Origin of the sequence: Oscillochloris sp. ZM17-4 (genome assembly GCF_019599295.1) — a bacterium.
In the GTDB taxonomy this organism is placed as follows: Bacteria; Chloroflexota; Chloroflexia; order Chloroflexales; family Chloroflexaceae; genus Oscillochloris.
This window is the reverse complement of record NZ_JAIEWN010000005.1, coordinates 120,704-134,860: the sequence shown is the minus strand read 5'-3', so window position 1 is coordinate 134,860 and position 14,157 is coordinate 120,704. Positions and strand designations below refer to the sequence as shown.

Below are 14,157 nucleotides of genomic sequence, written 5' to 3'. Positions count from 1 at the left end.
CTCGGTGAAGGGGTCGATGCTGGCGGTGGCCTCGTCCAGCAGGATGATCGCCGGGTCCTGGAGCAGCACGCGCGACATGGCCACCAGCTGGCGCTGGCCCAGCGAGATACGCGCCCCGCGCTCGCCCACGTCGGTGGCGAGCCCCTCGGGCAGGTCGGCGACCCAGCCGCCCGCGCCGATCTGCCCGGCCGCCGCCGCCACCTCCTCGTCGCTCGCGCCGGGCCGCCCGTAGCGGATATTGTCGGCCACCGTGCCCGAGAAGAGGAAGGGCGCCTGCGGCACCAGGCCGATCTGCCGGCGGTAGGCGGCCAGATCCAGCCGCCGGATGTCGCGCCCATCCACCAGCAGCCGGCCGCCCTGGAACTCGTAGAAGCGCATGATCAGCTTCACCAGGCTCGACTTGCCCGCCCCGGTGTGCCCGACGATCGCCAGCCGCTCGCCGGCCCGGATGTGCAGGGAGAAGTCGTGCAGGACGAGCGTCGGGGCGGGCAGAGGAGGCTGGTGGCTGGTGGCTGGTGGCAGGGGCTCTGCGCTCTGCGTCGTCGCGTCCTCACCTCCCGCCTCCCGCCTCCCGCCTCCCGCCTCCCGACCTCCGTAGCTAAACTCCAGCCCCTCAAACGCGATCTCCCCGCGCAGCCGCCCGGGGTCCTCATTCGCCTCCTGCACCACCCGCGGCTCGGCGTCGATCAGCGAGAAGACCCGCTCGCTGGCGGCGAGGCCCTGCTGGAACTGGCTCCAGAACGAGGCGATGCTGGTGATCGGGTAGAAGAAGATCGCCAGGCCCTGCACAAACAGGTACCAGTCGCCCACGCTGACGCTGCCGCCGATCACCAGCAGGCCGCCCACATAGATCACCGCCGAGGTGCCCAGCCCCGAGATCGTGTTCAGCAGCGGGAAGATGCTGCCGAAGACGGCCACGCGGGCCAGCTGCACGCGGTAGGCCAGGGCGTTGGTGGCCTGGAAGTCGGCGTAGAGCGCGGCCTCCTGGCGGAAGCCCTTCGCCACCGCCATGCCGCTAATCGTCTCCTGGATGCTGGCGTTCACCGTGGCCTGGGCGCGCTGGTACTGCTGCATGGCCCGCCGGGCCAGGCTGCGGAAGACCGTCGCCACCACCACCACCACCGGCCCCAGGGACAGCGTCACCAGAGCCAGCCGCCAGTTCACGGCCAGCATCACCGCCGAGATCACCCCCACCAGCACCAGCTGGCTCAGCAGGTCCACCGTCAGCGTCACCACCGTCGAGAAGTCCTGGGTGTCCGAGGTGACCCGGCTGACCACCCGCCCCGAGGCGTACTGGTCGTAGAACGACATATCGCGGCGCATCACGGCGCGGAAGGCGTCCTGGCGCAGGGCCAGCACCACATCGCCCACGGCGCGGGCCGCGTAGCGCTGGCGCACAAAGTTGAAGACCCAGCCCACCCCGCCCAGCACCGTCACCAGGCCGGAGAGGCCGAGCAGCAGCTGGGCGCTCGGGCTGCCGGCGAGGGCGTCGATGCCGCGCGAGATCACAAGCGGCACCACCGTAGCCGCCAGCGAGGCCAGGGCCACCATGGTGGAGACCAGGGCCACCCGCCTGCCCTGCGGCCGGAAGTAGGCCGCGATGCGGCGGATGAGCTGCGCATCGCTGTAGCTGCGGTCGTACTCCTCGGCGCTCAGGCCGCCTGTCAGTCCCATACTGCTCTCCTATATGCGGGCGCAGCGCCCGCGTCTCCGGATGCGGGCGCTGCGCCCCGCGCAGCGCCCCGGGGGCCAGCCCATGTGCATTAGGATGGCCGCCCCCTGTAGGGCCGAAGCATGCGCACCGGATGGATCTGCGTGTCGCACATGCATGGGGTGCGCATGCTTCGGCCCTACGATGCCCCCGGCGGGGGTGGGCCGCCCCAGCGGGCCGACACCGGGCGGCGGGCGGTCAATCCGGTTTCGGTTAACCTCATGCACATGGGCACGCGCCCCCTGGCGCGGGTCTGGGGCGCGCAGCCCCAGCGGAGATACCGGGAAGGTACAGGTCATGCCCGGGCCGAGGGCGCGGCCTCGTCGCGCACAAACAGCTGGCGGTAGGCCGCGCTGCGCGCCAGCAGCTCCTCGTGGCCGCCCTGGTCGATCAGGCGGCCGTTCTTGATCAGCAGGATGTGGTCGGCGCTGCGGATCTGCGAGAGCCGGTGGGTGATCAGCAGGGTCGTCCGCCCGCTGAGGATGCGGCGCATCGCCCGCTGGATCTGGTCCTCGGTGGCGCTATCGATCGCGGAGGTGCTGTCGTCCAGGATGAGGATGCGCGGGTCGCTCAGGAAGGCGCGGGCGATGGCGATTCGCTGGCGCTGGCCGCCCGAGAGCGTCACCCCGCGCTCGCCCACCACCGTGTCGTAGCCCTCGGGCATGGCCATGATGAACGCGTGGGCCTGGGCCTCCTTCGCCGCCCGCTCGACCTGCTCCCGGCCCACCGGCCCGCGTGCCCCGAAGGCGATGTTATCGGCGATGCTGCGCGAGAACAGGAAGATGTCCTGCTCGATCGTCGCGATCTGCGAGCGCAGGCTGTCCATGCTCCACTCGCGCACGTCCACCCCGTCCACCAGCACCCGCCCTGATACGGCGTCGAAGGTGCGGTTCACCAGCCGGGTCAGGGTCGTCTTCCCGCTGCCGGTCTGCCCGACGATCGCCACCGTCTGCCCGGCGCGGGCGCGGAAGGAGATCTTATGAAGCACAGCCGACGAGCGCTCGCTCGTCGGCTGTGCTTCGGTATATCCAAATGAGACGTCCTCAAAGACGATATCCCCGCTGAGCGGGGCCGCGTAGCCCGCGCTGTTCTCGTCCAGGTCCGACTCGGCGCGGATCAGGCCCAGGATGCGCTCGACGCTCGCCACGCCCTGCTGGATGATCGGGAAGAGCTGGAGCAGAAAGCGGGTCGGGAAGCTGAGGGTCTCGATCAGCGCCATGAAGGTGATCACCTCGCCGACCGAGAGCCGCCCCGCCAGGAAGAGGGTCAGGGCGTGGCCGAGGGCCAGGCCGATCGTCAGCCCGTAGACCAGCAGCGGCAGGTAGCGCGCCGAGACCTCGCCCTCGCGCACGAAGCTGTCGCGGTATGCCGCCGCCGTGCCGTCGAAGCGGCGCTCCTCGGCCGGCTCCTGGGCGAAGCCCTTCACCACCTCGATCCCCGAGATCGCCTCGGCCAGGCCGGCGTTCATCACCCCGAAGCGCTCGCGCAGGGCGCCGGCCACCGGGCGCAGGTTGTTGTTGAAGCGGCGCAGGGCCACGCTGAAGGCCACCAGGAAGATCATCGGCACCAGCAGCAGCTCGACCCGCAGCAGGGCGATCGTCACCAGGGGCACCACCAGCGTCAGGGTCGACTCGGTCAGCCCGCCGAGGGCCGGGCTGACCAGCAGGTTCACCTGCTGCACATCGTTGGTCACGCGGGCCATCAGGTCGCCGGCGCGCTGGCGGCCGTGGAAGCTCTGGCTCTTGCCAAGTAGGCTCAGATAGATCTCATCGCGGGCGTCGCGCTCGACCCGCTGGGCCAGCACGCGGATGGCCAGGCTGTTGACGATGTCGCTGAGCCCGTAGCCGAGGTAGGCCGCCACCACCCACAGCGCGGCCAGCCCGATCGCCCCGGCGTCCCCGCCGCCGATGATCACGTCGAAGGCCCGGCCCACCATCACGGCGGCAAGGCTCTGCGTAGCCGCCATGGCCACGGTGGTCAGCAGAAAGATGGTCGGAAGCACCGGGTAGCGCAGGATGTGGGAGGCCACCCAGCGCGTCGGCGAGCGCCGGTCGTAGCTGCGGGCGTCGGCCACCGTGAACTCAGCTCGGGTCATGTCATTTCCACCGTAGGGCCGAAGCATTCGCCACCACACGCGCTGGCGCTATCAGATCTGCATGCGTGGCGAATGCTTCGGCCCTACACATTATCCCGCGAGGGCCGCCAGGGCGGATCGCGGGTCGCGCCAGTAGCGCTCGGGGTCGATCGGCAGGGTGGGCGGGCCGACGGGAGCCGGAAGATCATCGGCGCACAGGCGGGCGGCGAAGGCGCGCACGGCGGCGGCGGCCGGCTTCTCGCGGCCGTCGGCGGCCACCAGTCCCCACGTGCGCGCCGGCCAGGCCCGGTCCACAGGCGGTACCGCCCACAGGCCCGCGGCCACATCGCCATAGCCGGCCAGCCAGACCCCACCGGCCCCGGCGCGCCGCAGCTCCTCCAGTGCCGCCTCGACGAAGCGGGCCTGCCGCTCCTCGTCGGCCAGGAAGGCGTGGGCGGGCTGGCCGTAGGCCTCGCTGTCCACCCAGCCGGCCCGCCCCTCGGCCGCCGTGGGCAGGCCCAGGTCGGCCACCACCACCGGCGCGGCGCGGCCATCGGCGCGCAGCAGGCCGGCGGCCACCGCGTGCATCAGCGTGGCGTAGCCCGTCTCCCAGGGGCGCGCGACCTGGGGCGGCGGGGATGTCACCGCCGACACGGCCAGCGCGGCCCCGGCGGCCACGACCTGCTCCGGGCGCAGCGAGTCGGCGCGGGAGAGCGAGTCGCCGTCCACCACGCCCACCAGCGCGCGGGCGCCCTGGGCGCGGGCCTGCTCGGCGAGGTCGGCCCACCAGGCGGCGGCGGCGCGGTGCGAGGGCGGGCGGCGGGCACGGCCGAGGCCGGCGGCCAGCTCCCAGGCATGGGCGGCGGGGTGCGCCGCGAAGTTGCCCACCGTCTCGCGCAGCAGGTAGCGGGCGGCCGCGCGCATATCCGGGTCGGCGTAGAGGTCGCGGGCAGGCTCGGCGCGGTAGGAGCCGTCGGCGAGGATGGGCGGCGTGGGCGGGGCGGCGGGCTGGCGGGCGCGCAGAGCCTCCTCGACGCTGCGGAAGCCCACCGCCCAGGCCGGCAGGTGCGCGGCGCCGCCGAGCGCCCCGCCCATGATCGCCACCGTCGCCCGCAGGCCGGCGTCGTGGGCGGCGTCGAGGCCCTGCTCCAGGCCGGCCAGGGCCGCCGTGCTGATCTTCGACGGCCCGAGCTGGGCCTCGGCCCAGCGCAGCTCCAGGCGCACCGCGCCGAAGCCGAGGGCCGCCACGTGGGACAGCTCATCGCGGACGGCGCCGTGGTCGCACCAGGCCCAGCTACACAGCACCGGCGCGCCGGCGCGCTGCGGGCGCGGCCAGTATGTCACCCCGAGGGAGAACGAGGTCTCGCCCATAGATCACCTTGTCAAGGCAAAATGCAAAATGCAAAATCCAGATTTTGCATTTTGCATTTTGCCTTATTATAGCCGTATGGCAAAGACACCCCCGCGCCCCGTCGGGCGCCCCCACCGCATCGAGGTCATCGCCCCCGAGGGGCTGGAGCTGATCGTCCGCGACGAGATCCGCCGCCTCGGGTCGGTCGCCCGCCCCGAGCGGGACGCCCCCCCCGGCGTCATCCCCATGGACTACGCCGGCGAGCTGCGCGCCCTGCTCGGCCTGCGCACCGCCCAGTCCGTCTACATCGTCAGAGCGTTCCCGGTGCCCCGCCCGAAGGCCCTGCTGGGCGACGAGCACTTCCGCGCCATCCTGGCCCTGATCGAGCGGGTGCGCCGCCTGCACCCGCCGGGCGCCTTCGCCACCCTCTTCCTCAGCGCCGCCGGGGCCGAGTCCGCCGTCCTCACCCGGCTCAAGTCCGAGCTCGCCGCCTCCACCGGCCTCAGCGTCGGCGCCGACGACGGCGACCTGCTGCTGCGCCTGCGCCGCGCCGCGTCCGGCGAGGGCTGGGAGCTGCTCGTGCGGCTCTCGCCCCGGCCGCTAGCCACCCGGCCCTGGCGCGTCTGCAACCGCGAGGGCGCGCTCAACGGCGCCGTGGCCCACGCCATGGCCCTGCTCACCGCCCCCGGCCCCGACGACCGCTTCCTCAACATCGGCTGCGGCTCGGGCTCCCTGCTGATCGAGCGGCTGCTGGCCGGCCCGGCCCGCCGCGCCTTCGGCTGCGACATCGACCCGGCCGCCCTGGAGTGCGCCCGCGCCAACGTCGCCGCCGCCGGCATCGCCGCGCGCTGCGAGCTACACCCCTGGGACGCCACCCGCCTCCCGCTGCACGACTCGAGCATCGACGCGATCTGCGCGGACCTGCCCTTCGGCCACCTGGTCGGCTCCCACGCCGAGAACCTCACGCTCTACCCGGCCATCCTCGCCGAGGCCGCCCGCGTGGCCCGGCCCGGCTCCCACTGCGTCCTGCTCTCCCACGAGGTGCGCCTCATGGAGCGCCTGCTCGACGGGCGGCCCGAGTGGGGCCTGCACAGCCTCCTCCGCATCGACCTCGGCGGCCTCCACCCGCGCATCTTCGTCCTCGAGCGCCAGGCCTAAGGGCGCAGCGCGCTGCGTCCCTACGATCCCTCCCCGGCCTTCGCCTCCACCTGCGCCGCCTTGATCCGCTCGAACTGGCTGCGGACGCTGGCCAGCAGATTCGTCAGCGTGTCCATCTCGCGGTTCTCGATCTCGACGATCCGCGCGATATGCACCTGCTGGGCCGCATCAAGGCGCGTCGTCGTCCGGCCAAGGCGCTGCTCAAGCTCGCGCAGCCAGCCGTCGATCCGCTCCAGCCACGAGGTGAGCTGGCGCATATGCTGCTCGTCGGACTCCTGGAGCGTGCTGATCTTCTCGTCGGCCTGCTGGCGGATGTCCTCCAGCCGCTCCTGGTTCATCAGAAAGCGCTCGGTGGAGAGCCGCTCGACCCGCTTGATGTCGGCGATAATATCGGGGAACCTGGCCCCAATCTCGATCACCTGCTGCGGCAGCGTCTCGGCGAAGAGGTCGATCTGCTGGCGGATCTCGTCGAGCCGGTGGATGCGCGAGTCGTGATCCTCTAGCACCGCGCGCACATCCGTCACCAGCTGCTGCGACTCCACGGCCTGGCGGCGCAGGCTCTGCTTCTCGATCTGGAGCTCGTCGGAGACCTTGCGGGCCTCCTGGAAGGCCGCCGAGTCCGCCTCGCGCAGCCGGTCGAGCTGGAGCGCGTACTGGCGCTGGCGCTCGTCGATCTCCTTGATCTGGGCCTGGATGCCGAGGAGCTGCTGCTCCACCGCCTCGACGCGGCCAAACCAGCCCGCCACAAAGTCGCGGTCCTGCTTGCGCGCGTCGGCCACCTGCTGGATCTGGGCCTGCATCTCGCGCAGCGGCTTCACGCTCTCGTCGATCTTCACCAGCGCCCCGGCCACCTCGCGGCGCAGGGAGATCACGTCGCGCCGCACCGCGTCGGCCGACTGGGACACCTCCTCGGTGTGCTTGTCGAACAGGCTCTGCACCTGCACGACGGTCGCCTCCGTCTTGCGCACCTGCTCCATGGCCCAGTTATATTTATTGGTCTGATCCTTGAGCAGCCGGCGCAGCTCATCGATCTGGCCCTGGAGGTAGACGATCTGCGACTGGCCGTGGGCGCGCAGGCGCTCCTCCTCATATTTCGCCGTCAGGTCGGGGTTGGTCATAGTGTCCTCTTGGATGTTGAATGTTGAATGTTGAATGGCCTGAGCATTCAACATTCAACATTCAACATTATGAATGAGCCAGCGTGGCGAGCGCCTCGCGCAGATCGATCGCGCCGGTGTAGATCGCCTTGCCGACGATCGCGCCCTCGGCGCCGAGCTTGGCCAGGCGCAGCAGGTGCGGGGTGGCGGCGATGCCGCCGCTGGCGATGATCGCCGGCCCGCCCGGCCGGATCAGCTCGCCCAGGGCCGCGAAGTTCGGCTCGGTCAGGGTGCCGTCGCGGCTGATGTCGGTGTAGATGATCCGGCGCACCCCCAGCTCGGCCATATGGTCGATCAGCTCGGTGGCCCGCACCGCGGCCGTGCTCGTCCAGCCATCGGTGGCCACCATGCCATCGCGCGCGTCCACGCCGACGATGATCTGGTCGCCGAAGCGCGCGGCCACGCGGGCAACCAGGTCGGCCTGCGCGACGGCGGCGGTGCCGAGGATCACCCGCTCGACCCCGAGCGCCAGGGCGGCGTTGATGTCCTCCTCGCGGCGCAGGCCGCCGCCGAGCTGCACGGGGATCTTCAGGGCGCGGACGATCCCGAGCACCGCCTCGGTGTTCACCGGGCGCCCGCCCTTCGCCCCATCCAGGTCCACCACATGGAGCCGGGTGGCCCCCATATCGGCCCAGCGCAGCGCCATGGCCACCGGGTCATCGCCATAGACCGTGGCCTGGGCGAAGTCGCCTTGGTAGAGCCGCACGCAGCGGCCGTCCTTCAGATCGATCGCAGGGATGATATCCATAGCCTCACTATCTCACGTGGCGCGCGTCGGCCCGCGCGCAGATTCGTACAAAGTTCTGGAGCAGCTGGAGCCCCCAGCGCCCGCTCTTCTCGGGGTGGAACTGCACAGCGCTGAGGTTGTCGCGCACGATCACGCTGGGGAAGTCGACGCCGTAGTCGGTGCGGCCCGCCACGATGGCCGGGTCGGCCACATCACAGGAGTAGGAGTGGACAAAGTAGAAGTCGCTGCCGTCGGGGATGTCGGCGAAGAGCGGGTGGCCGGCGTGGCCCGGGGCGTAGCGCACCTGGTTCCAGCCGATCTGCGGGATCTTGCCGGCCGCCTCGGGCAGACGCCGCACGCTGCCGCCGATAATCCCCAGGCAGGGGTGGTCGCCGAACTCCTCGCTCTCGGCCAGCAGCACCTGCATGCCGACACAGATCCCCAGGAAGGGCCGCCCCGAGGCGACCACCTCGGGCAGCACCTGGGCGATGCCGAGATCTCGCAGGCTGCGCATAGTGTCGGCCGTCGCCCCGACGCCGGGCAGCACCACTGCGTCGGCGGCCAGCACCGCCGCCGGGTCGTCGGTCACCTCCAGGTCGGCGCCCACGTGGCGCAGGGCGCGCACCGCGCTCGGCAGGTTCCCCGCGCCATAGTTAATCACCGCGATCATCATAAAATCCTCGTAGGGGCGCAGCAGTCGCAACAGGCTGCGCCGCGCACGGCGCAGCCTGTTGCGACGGCTACGCCCGTACAAATGTGTCATCATCTCACCGCGCACGGCGCAGCAGCCTGCTGCGACCCCATGTATCCCCCCGTAGGGCCGAAGCATTCGGTGCGCGCCGCGCGCGGCGCGCACCGAATGCTTCGGCCCTACAATGAATCAAGAAAGATCGGGTGCCTCTGGCGGATCATCGCAATCTGCGGGCCGGGGTCCGTCCCGCCCGTCGGCTGCCCGCCGAGCATATCGGGGCCGGGGTCGCGCCCGAGCATCAGGCGGAGCGAGGAGACGGCGCAGGCGCCCAGGGCCTCCAGGCTGTAGCCGCCCTCCAGGATCAGGGCCACCCTGCCCGCGCACAGCTCATCGGCCAGGCCCAGCAGCGTGGCGGTGAGGTGGGAGAAGCCCGCCGTCGAGAGCGCCATCGGCCCGAGCGGGTCCTTCCAGTGGCTGTCGTAGCCGGCGGAGACGAGCAGCAGCTCGGGCTTAAAGCGGCGCAGGGCCGGGGCCACCAGATCGGCGAAGACCTTCGCGTAGCCCGCGTCGCCGACCCCAAAGGGCAGCGGGATGTTCAGCGTCGTCCCGGCGGCCGGCCCGGCCGCGCCCACCTCGGCCATCGCCCCGGTGCCGGGGTAGAATGGCGCCGCGTGGGTGGAGATGAACAGCACCCGCGGGTCGTCGTAGAAGATATCCTGGGTGCCGTTGCCGTGGTGGACATCGTAGTCCACGATCGCCACGCGCCCCAGGCCGTAGTGGTCGATCGCGTGGCGGGCGGCCACGGCGATGTTGTTGATCAGGCAGAAGCCCATGGCCCGGCCGGGGGTGGCGTGGTGCCCGGGCGGGCGCACCAGGGCGAAGGCGTTGCCCCGCCGGCCGCCCAGCGCCACATCGACGGCCCCGATCGCCGCGCCGGCCGCGTACACCGCCGCGTCCCAGCTGTCGGCCGTCACATAGGTGTCGCCATCGATCTGGCCGCCGCCGTAGCTGCTTAGGGTGCGGATGCGCCGCAGCAGCTCGGGGGTGTGGACGGCCAGCAGCGCCGCCTCGGGCGCCTCGGCCGGCGCCGCCTGGCGCAGGTCGTCGGCCAGGCCAGACACCGCGATCGCCTCCATGATCGCGTCGAGCCGATCCGCGCACTCGGGGTGCCCATACCATGTGTGTGCGGAAAAGCGCGCGTCGCTCAGGATCACGGTGCTCATCGGGGGCTCCATATCTACCATGCTGTCGCTCTATTGTACCCCATCCCTCGGTTTCGAGTACAATATCCCCCATGAGCGATGACGACCTCCAGCTCTGGATCGCCCAGCGCCTGCCGCCCGCCCTGGCCGCCGGCCCGCCCCTGGTGCGCCGCTACGCCGATGAGCTGGTGATCATGCTCCAGGTCGCCCCGCCGGCCGGCCCCGGTGAGGCCGCCGCCCTGATCGCCCGCCTCCGCGAGGAGAGCCGCGCCCTGCGCATCCAGATCGCCGGCGAGATCGAGCGCGGACAGAAGCTCCCCGTCGCCTGGGGCATGCGCGCCGGCGAGGCCGAGGCCCTCTTCAGCTCGCGCACCGCCCCGGTGATGACCCGCCTCGCCCGCGCCGAGCGCGACGTCCTCGACACCCTGGTCGCCGCCGGCGTCGCCGAGACCCGCAGCGGCGCCCTGGCCTACGCGGTGCGCACCTTCGCCGCCGAGCACGGCGAGTGGCTCGCCGAGGTCCGCCATGCCATCGCCGAGGTCGACCGCGTGCGCGCCCAGCTGCACGTCCGCCCGCGCAAAGGGATACCGAATAGGAGCGAATGAGCGAATGTCCCATTCGCTTATTCGCTCCCATTCGTTGCACCGTTTGACATTCGCTGATCTTACTGCTACCCTTACATCCATCGGGGCGTGGCTCAGCCTGGTAGAGCACCGCGTTTGGGACGCGGGGGTCGTGGGTTCGAATCCCTCCGCCCCGACCACCATCGCCGCATCGGATCGAGCGGGCGACACATGCCGGCCATCAGCGCATCTGCGCCGGTGCGCCGGCATTTTTTATCGGTGAGCGCGCGTGAAGAGAAGGAGCGCGCGGGCCTGAGAAACCCGCGCACAACACCCACATGTCCACCATTCTGATCGTCGAAGACGAGACCACCCTGGCGGAAACCATCCGCTACAACCTTGAGCGCGAGGGCTACAGCGTCCTGATCGCCTCCGATGGCGTGCAGGGCCTTGAGCAGGCCCGCCGCGAGCAGCCCGACCTGATCGTGCTCGACATTATGCTCCCCCGGCTCGACGGCTTCTCCGTCTGCCGCATCCTCCGCCAGGAGAGCGATGTCCCGATCATGATGCTCACCGCCCGCCAGGACGAGGTCGACCGCATCGCCGGGCTTGAGCTCGGCGCCGACGACTACATCAGCAAGCCCTTCAGCCTCGGCGAGTTCCTGGCCCGCGTGCGCGCGATCATGCGCCGCTCCGAGCGCCAGCCCCGCGCCGGCGGCCGCGAGGTGCTGGAGGCCGGCGCCCTGCGCGTCGACACCAGCAGCCGCCGCGCCTGGAGCGAGAGCCGCGAGCTCACCCTGCCCCAGAAGGAGTTCGACCTGCTCACCTGCCTCGTCCGCAACCGCGGCATCGCCCTCTCGCGTGACCTGCTCCTGGAGCGGGTCTGGGGGCTCGACTTTATCGGCGATAGCCGCACCGTCGATGTCCATATCCGCTGGCTCCGCGAGAAGATCGAGCCCGAGCCCGCCCACCCGCGCTATATCCAGACGGTCCGCGGCGTCGGCTACCGCTTCGAGGCACCCGAGCAATAATGTTGAATGCTGAATGTTGAATGTTGAATGTTCGAACATTCAGCATTCAACATTCAGCATTCAACATTCCACAAAATATGTCGCTGCTTGACATCGCCCTCGCCATCGGCCTGCTCGCCAGCCTGGGCGTGATCTCCTGGCTGCTCACCCGCCGCCCGGCGTCGCCCGCCCCCGCCCCCGCCCCCGCGCCGCCGCCCCCGCACGACGACCTCGACGCCGGGGGACAGCCGCTCTTCCAGGCCGCCGCCGCCGCCCTCGACGCCGGCACCGTCGTCGTCGATCAGTCCCGCCGGGTGCGCTTCGTCAGCGCCCAGGCCGCCCAGATGCTCGCCGTCGCCGATGACGCCGTCGGGCTCGGCATGATCACGCTCCTGCGCGACCACCAGGCCGACGCGCTCGTCGGCGAGGTCGCGGGCCGGCGCCGACCTCGGCGCCGACCAGCCCGCCGTGCTCATGGACCCCGACCGGGTCGGCCAGGTGCTGCTGAACCTGCTGCACAACGCGGTGAAGTTCTCCGCCGAGGGCGGCGAGGTGAGGGTGCAGGCGCACATGATCGCCGAGGACGCCGGCCGGCCCGGGCCGTGGCTGCTGGTGAACGTCTGCGACACCGGCGTCGGCATCCCCGCGCAGGATCTGCCCAGGATCTTCGAGCGCTTCTACAAGGTCGATCGGGCGCGCACCCGCCACGTCGGCGGCACCGGGCTCGGCCTGGCCATCGCCAAGCACCTCGTCGAGGGCCACGGCGGCCGCCTCTGGGCCGACAGCGTCGAGGGCCGCGGCAGCACCTTCTCCTTCACCCTCCCCGTCGCGTAGGGACGCGCGTAGGGACGCAGCATGCTGCGTATCCCTACGCGCAACCCACACGCGCTCTCCACAAGTTCTCCATCCTGTCCTGCTACCCTATCTCTAGATAAAGCAGCCGCCCAGGAGGAGACCATGAGCACGAAGCCCGCAGCCGCCCGCAACCGCAACCGCCTCGCCGCCCTCTGGGGAACCCAGAGCCTACGGCGGATCACCCAGTTCGGCTTTCTTGCCATGATTGTGGCCGGCGTCGTCCGGCACACCCTCAGTGAGGATAGCACCTCGCCCGAGGCCGTCTGCCCCTTCGGCGGCCTGGAGACGCTCTACAGCTACTTCACCACCGGCGGCACCATCAGCCACACCCACCTCTCGAACCTGGTGCTGCTGGGGGCCGTGGTGCTGCTGACGCTGCTCGCCCGCGGCGCCTTCTGCGGCTGGATCTGCCCCTTCGGCACCATCCAGGAGTGGGTCAATAGCCTCAGCCGCTGGCTCCAGGCCCGCATCAAGCCGCTCGGCCGCGCCGCCCGCGCCCTGCGCCGCGCCGCCCGCCGGCCGATCTTCGGCACCATCGACCGCGTGCTCAGCTACGGCCGCTACGTTGTGCTGGCCACGATCATCGGCGGCACCGTCGCCTACGGCTCTATGGTCTTCCGCGACTACGACCCCTGGTCGGCCCTGATCAGCGTGGCCGAGTTCGAGCTGACGGCCGGGGCCGTGATCCTCGGCGTGGTCCTGCTCGCCTCCCTGGTCGTCGAGCGGCCCTGGTGCCGCTACGCCTGCCCCCTCGGCGCCACCATCGGCCTAGTCGGCCGCCTCAGCCCCATGCGAATCCAGCGCGAGGACTCCGCCTGCACCGGCTGCACCCTCTGCACCCACCGCTGCCCCATGGGCATCGATGTGGCCGCCTCCAGCGAGATCACCGATATGCGCTGCATCAGCTGCCTCCAGTGCGTGGACTCCTGCGTCCACCCCGAGGCCCTCGACCTGCGGCTGAGCATCCCCCTGACCACGAAGTAAGGGCGCAGCAGACGCAGCCCATCCATCCGCGCACCTGTATGAAGGCCCGGCGCCTGCTGCGCCCCGATTATCGAGAGGAGTATCCCTATGGCCACCGACCCCCCCCGCCGCCAGGTCGCGCCCACCGCGCAGCGGCGCTGGCGCAGCCTGCATATGCCCGCCCCGCTCTACGCCGCCCTGGTGCTGGCCGCCTTCCTCGGCACCATCCAGCTCGCCCAGATCGCCGGCTTCTGGTCCACCTCGGGCAAGATCACGCTCGACGGCGCGCCGGTGGAGGTGACCGGCGCCGACCCGGCCGAGGTCAAGGGCTGGATGACGATCAGCGATGTGCTGGGCGCCTACGGCCTGACCCAGGACGAGCTCTACACGCACTACCAGATCCCGGCCGACCTGCCGACGAGCGCGGCCCTCAAGGATATCGAGGCGATCGCCCCCGAGTTCTCCGTCACCGACCTGCGGGTCTGGCTGGCCGAGCGCGCCGCCCAGCCGTAGGGCGATTGCAGATTGCAGATTGCAGATTGCAGATGAGGTGCGAGCGTTGCTCGCACCTCATCTTCGTTCGCACGCACGCAAGTTTTCAGGTAGCAACCCCCAAAGAGAAGATCTCTCAACTTCATCAGCTTTACTTTTGATCAATACTAAGGGGCACCAGATCTATCTCATGAGGAAGCGGG

At 70.8% G+C, this 14,157-nt stretch carries 13 protein-coding genes, 1 tRNA gene and 1 pseudogene; 7 read left to right on the top strand and 8 right to left on the bottom strand.

The window, feature by feature from the left end:
* The 3 genes from K2Z83_RS06545 to K2Z83_RS06535 form a co-directional block, all read right to left on the bottom strand.
* On the bottom strand, positions 1-1,674 hold a 1,674-nt coding region (locus K2Z83_RS06545), incomplete at its 3' end, for an ABC transporter ATP-binding protein (protein ID WP_220594362.1).
* A gap of 332 nt (positions 1,675-2,006) precedes the next feature.
* Positions 2,007-3,806 (bottom strand): ABC transporter ATP-binding protein, encoded by a 1,800-nt coding sequence (locus K2Z83_RS06540; RefSeq protein ID WP_220594361.1) that lies wholly within the window; start codon positions 3,804-3,806, stop codon positions 2,007-2,009.
* Positions 3,807-3,896: 90 nt separating this feature from the next.
* Positions 3,897-5,156, bottom strand: a complete 1,260-nt coding sequence (locus tag K2Z83_RS06535; protein WP_255603422.1) for a hypothetical protein — start codon at positions 5,154-5,156, stop codon at positions 3,897-3,899.
* A gap of 76 nt (positions 5,157-5,232) precedes the next feature.
* Here K2Z83_RS06535 and K2Z83_RS06530 point away from each other — a divergent pair, with 76 nt between their 5' ends.
* Positions 5,233-6,294, top strand: coding sequence for a methyltransferase domain-containing protein (locus K2Z83_RS06530; protein WP_220594360.1), 1,062 nt, complete (start codon positions 5,233-5,235; stop codon positions 6,292-6,294).
* Between the two features lie 20 nt (positions 6,295-6,314).
* Here the strand turns inward: K2Z83_RS06530 and K2Z83_RS06525 are convergent, their stop codons facing one another.
* The 4 genes from K2Z83_RS06525 to K2Z83_RS06510 all read right to left on the bottom strand — a co-directional run bounded on the left by K2Z83_RS06525 (position 6,315) and on the right by K2Z83_RS06510 (position 10,092).
* On the bottom strand, positions 6,315-7,466 hold the full coding sequence (locus K2Z83_RS06525; RefSeq protein ID WP_255603420.1) for a hypothetical protein: 1,152 nt from the start codon (positions 7,464-7,466) through the stop codon (positions 6,315-6,317).
* 13 nt (positions 7,467-7,479) lie between these two features.
* Complete coding sequence (gene hisA / locus K2Z83_RS06520; protein WP_220594359.1) at positions 7,480-8,199, bottom strand: 1-(5-phosphoribosyl)-5-[(5-phosphoribosylamino)methylideneamino]imidazole-4-carboxamide isomerase; 720 nt, start codon at positions 8,197-8,199, stop codon at positions 7,480-7,482.
* Positions 8,200-8,206: 7 nt separating this feature from the next.
* Positions 8,207-8,848, bottom strand: coding sequence for an imidazole glycerol phosphate synthase subunit HisH (gene hisH, locus K2Z83_RS06515; protein WP_220594434.1), 642 nt, complete (start codon positions 8,846-8,848; stop codon positions 8,207-8,209).
* A 200-nt stretch (positions 8,849-9,048) separates the two neighbouring features.
* Positions 9,049-10,092 (bottom strand): histone deacetylase, encoded by a 1,044-nt coding sequence (locus K2Z83_RS06510; RefSeq protein WP_220594358.1) that lies wholly within the window; start codon positions 10,090-10,092, stop codon positions 9,049-9,051.
* Between the two features lie 71 nt (positions 10,093-10,163).
* Here K2Z83_RS06510 and K2Z83_RS06505 point away from each other — a divergent pair, with 71 nt between their 5' ends.
* From K2Z83_RS06505 to K2Z83_RS06495, 3 genes are all read left to right on the top strand, one after another.
* Positions 10,164-10,676 carry a hypothetical protein gene (locus tag K2Z83_RS06505; RefSeq protein WP_220594357.1) on the top strand — a complete coding sequence of 171 codons (513 nt, stop codon included), beginning with the start codon at positions 10,164-10,166 and terminating at the stop codon, positions 10,674-10,676.
* Positions 10,677-10,757: 81 nt separating this feature from the next.
* Positions 10,758-10,834, top strand: a tRNA-Pro gene (locus K2Z83_RS06500).
* A 138-nt stretch (positions 10,835-10,972) separates the two neighbouring features.
* The gene (locus K2Z83_RS06495) at positions 10,973-11,665 is read left to right on the top strand and encodes a response regulator transcription factor (protein ID WP_220594356.1); all 693 of its coding nucleotides are present in this window, start codon (positions 10,973-10,975) and stop codon (positions 11,663-11,665) included.
* Between the two features lie 53 nt (positions 11,666-11,718).
* Here K2Z83_RS06495 and K2Z83_RS06490 read toward each other — a convergent pair whose 3' ends face one another.
* A complete protein-coding gene (locus K2Z83_RS06490; protein WP_220594355.1) occupies positions 11,719-12,120 on the bottom strand; it encodes a hypothetical protein in 402 nt (133 codons plus the stop codon).
* A 1-nt stretch (position 12,121) separates the two neighbouring features.
* Here K2Z83_RS06490 and K2Z83_RS06485 point away from each other — a divergent pair.
* The 3 genes and pseudogenes from K2Z83_RS06485 to K2Z83_RS06475 all read left to right on the top strand — a co-directional run.
* Positions 12,122-12,478, top strand: a pseudogene (locus tag K2Z83_RS06485) (sensor histidine kinase); the annotation flags it as partial.
* Positions 12,479-12,601: 123 nt separating this feature from the next.
* Entirely contained in the window at positions 12,602-13,483 is an 882-nt protein-coding gene (locus K2Z83_RS06480) for a 4Fe-4S binding protein (protein ID WP_220594354.1), read from the top strand.
* An 87-nt stretch (positions 13,484-13,570) separates the two neighbouring features.
* Positions 13,571-13,975: a hypothetical protein gene (locus tag K2Z83_RS06475; protein ID WP_220594353.1), complete on the top strand. Its 405-nt coding sequence runs from the start codon at positions 13,571-13,573 to the stop codon at positions 13,973-13,975.
* The last annotated feature ends 182 nt before the right edge of the window (positions 13,976-14,157 follow it).

Coding starts and splice junctions, on each gene's coding strand:
- K2Z83_RS06540 (WP_220594361.1), bottom strand. CDS start 3,806: ATGACCCGAGCTGAGTTCACGGTGGCCGACGCCCGCAGCTACGACCGG.
- K2Z83_RS06535 (WP_255603422.1), bottom strand. CDS start 5,156: ATGGGCGAGACCTCGTTCTCCCTCGGGGTGACATACTGGCCGCGCCCG.
- K2Z83_RS06530 (WP_220594360.1), top strand. CDS start 5,233: ATGGCAAAGACACCCCCGCGCCCCGTCGGGCGCCCCCACCGCATCGAG.
- K2Z83_RS06525 (WP_255603420.1), bottom strand. CDS start 7,466: ATGTTGAATGCTCAGGCCATTCAACATTCAACATTCAACATCCAAGAG.
- hisA (WP_220594359.1), bottom strand. CDS start 8,199: ATGGATATCATCCCTGCGATCGATCTGAAGGACGGCCGCTGCGTGCGG.
- hisH (WP_220594434.1), bottom strand. CDS start 8,848: ATGATCGCGGTGATTAACTATGGCGCGGGGAACCTGCCGAGCGCGGTG.
- K2Z83_RS06510 (WP_220594358.1), bottom strand. CDS start 10,092: ATGAGCACCGTGATCCTGAGCGACGCGCGCTTTTCCGCACACACATGG.
- K2Z83_RS06505 (WP_220594357.1), top strand. CDS start 10,164: ATGAGCGATGACGACCTCCAGCTCTGGATCGCCCAGCGCCTGCCGCCC.
- K2Z83_RS06495 (WP_220594356.1), top strand. CDS start 10,973: ATGTCCACCATTCTGATCGTCGAAGACGAGACCACCCTGGCGGAAACC.
- K2Z83_RS06490 (WP_220594355.1), bottom strand. CDS start 12,120: ATGAGCACGGCGGGCTGGTCGGCGCCGAGGTCGGCGCCGGCCCGCGAC.
- K2Z83_RS06480 (WP_220594354.1), top strand. CDS start 12,602: ATGAGCACGAAGCCCGCAGCCGCCCGCAACCGCAACCGCCTCGCCGCC.
- K2Z83_RS06475 (WP_220594353.1), top strand. CDS start 13,571: ATGGCCACCGACCCCCCCCGCCGCCAGGTCGCGCCCACCGCGCAGCGG.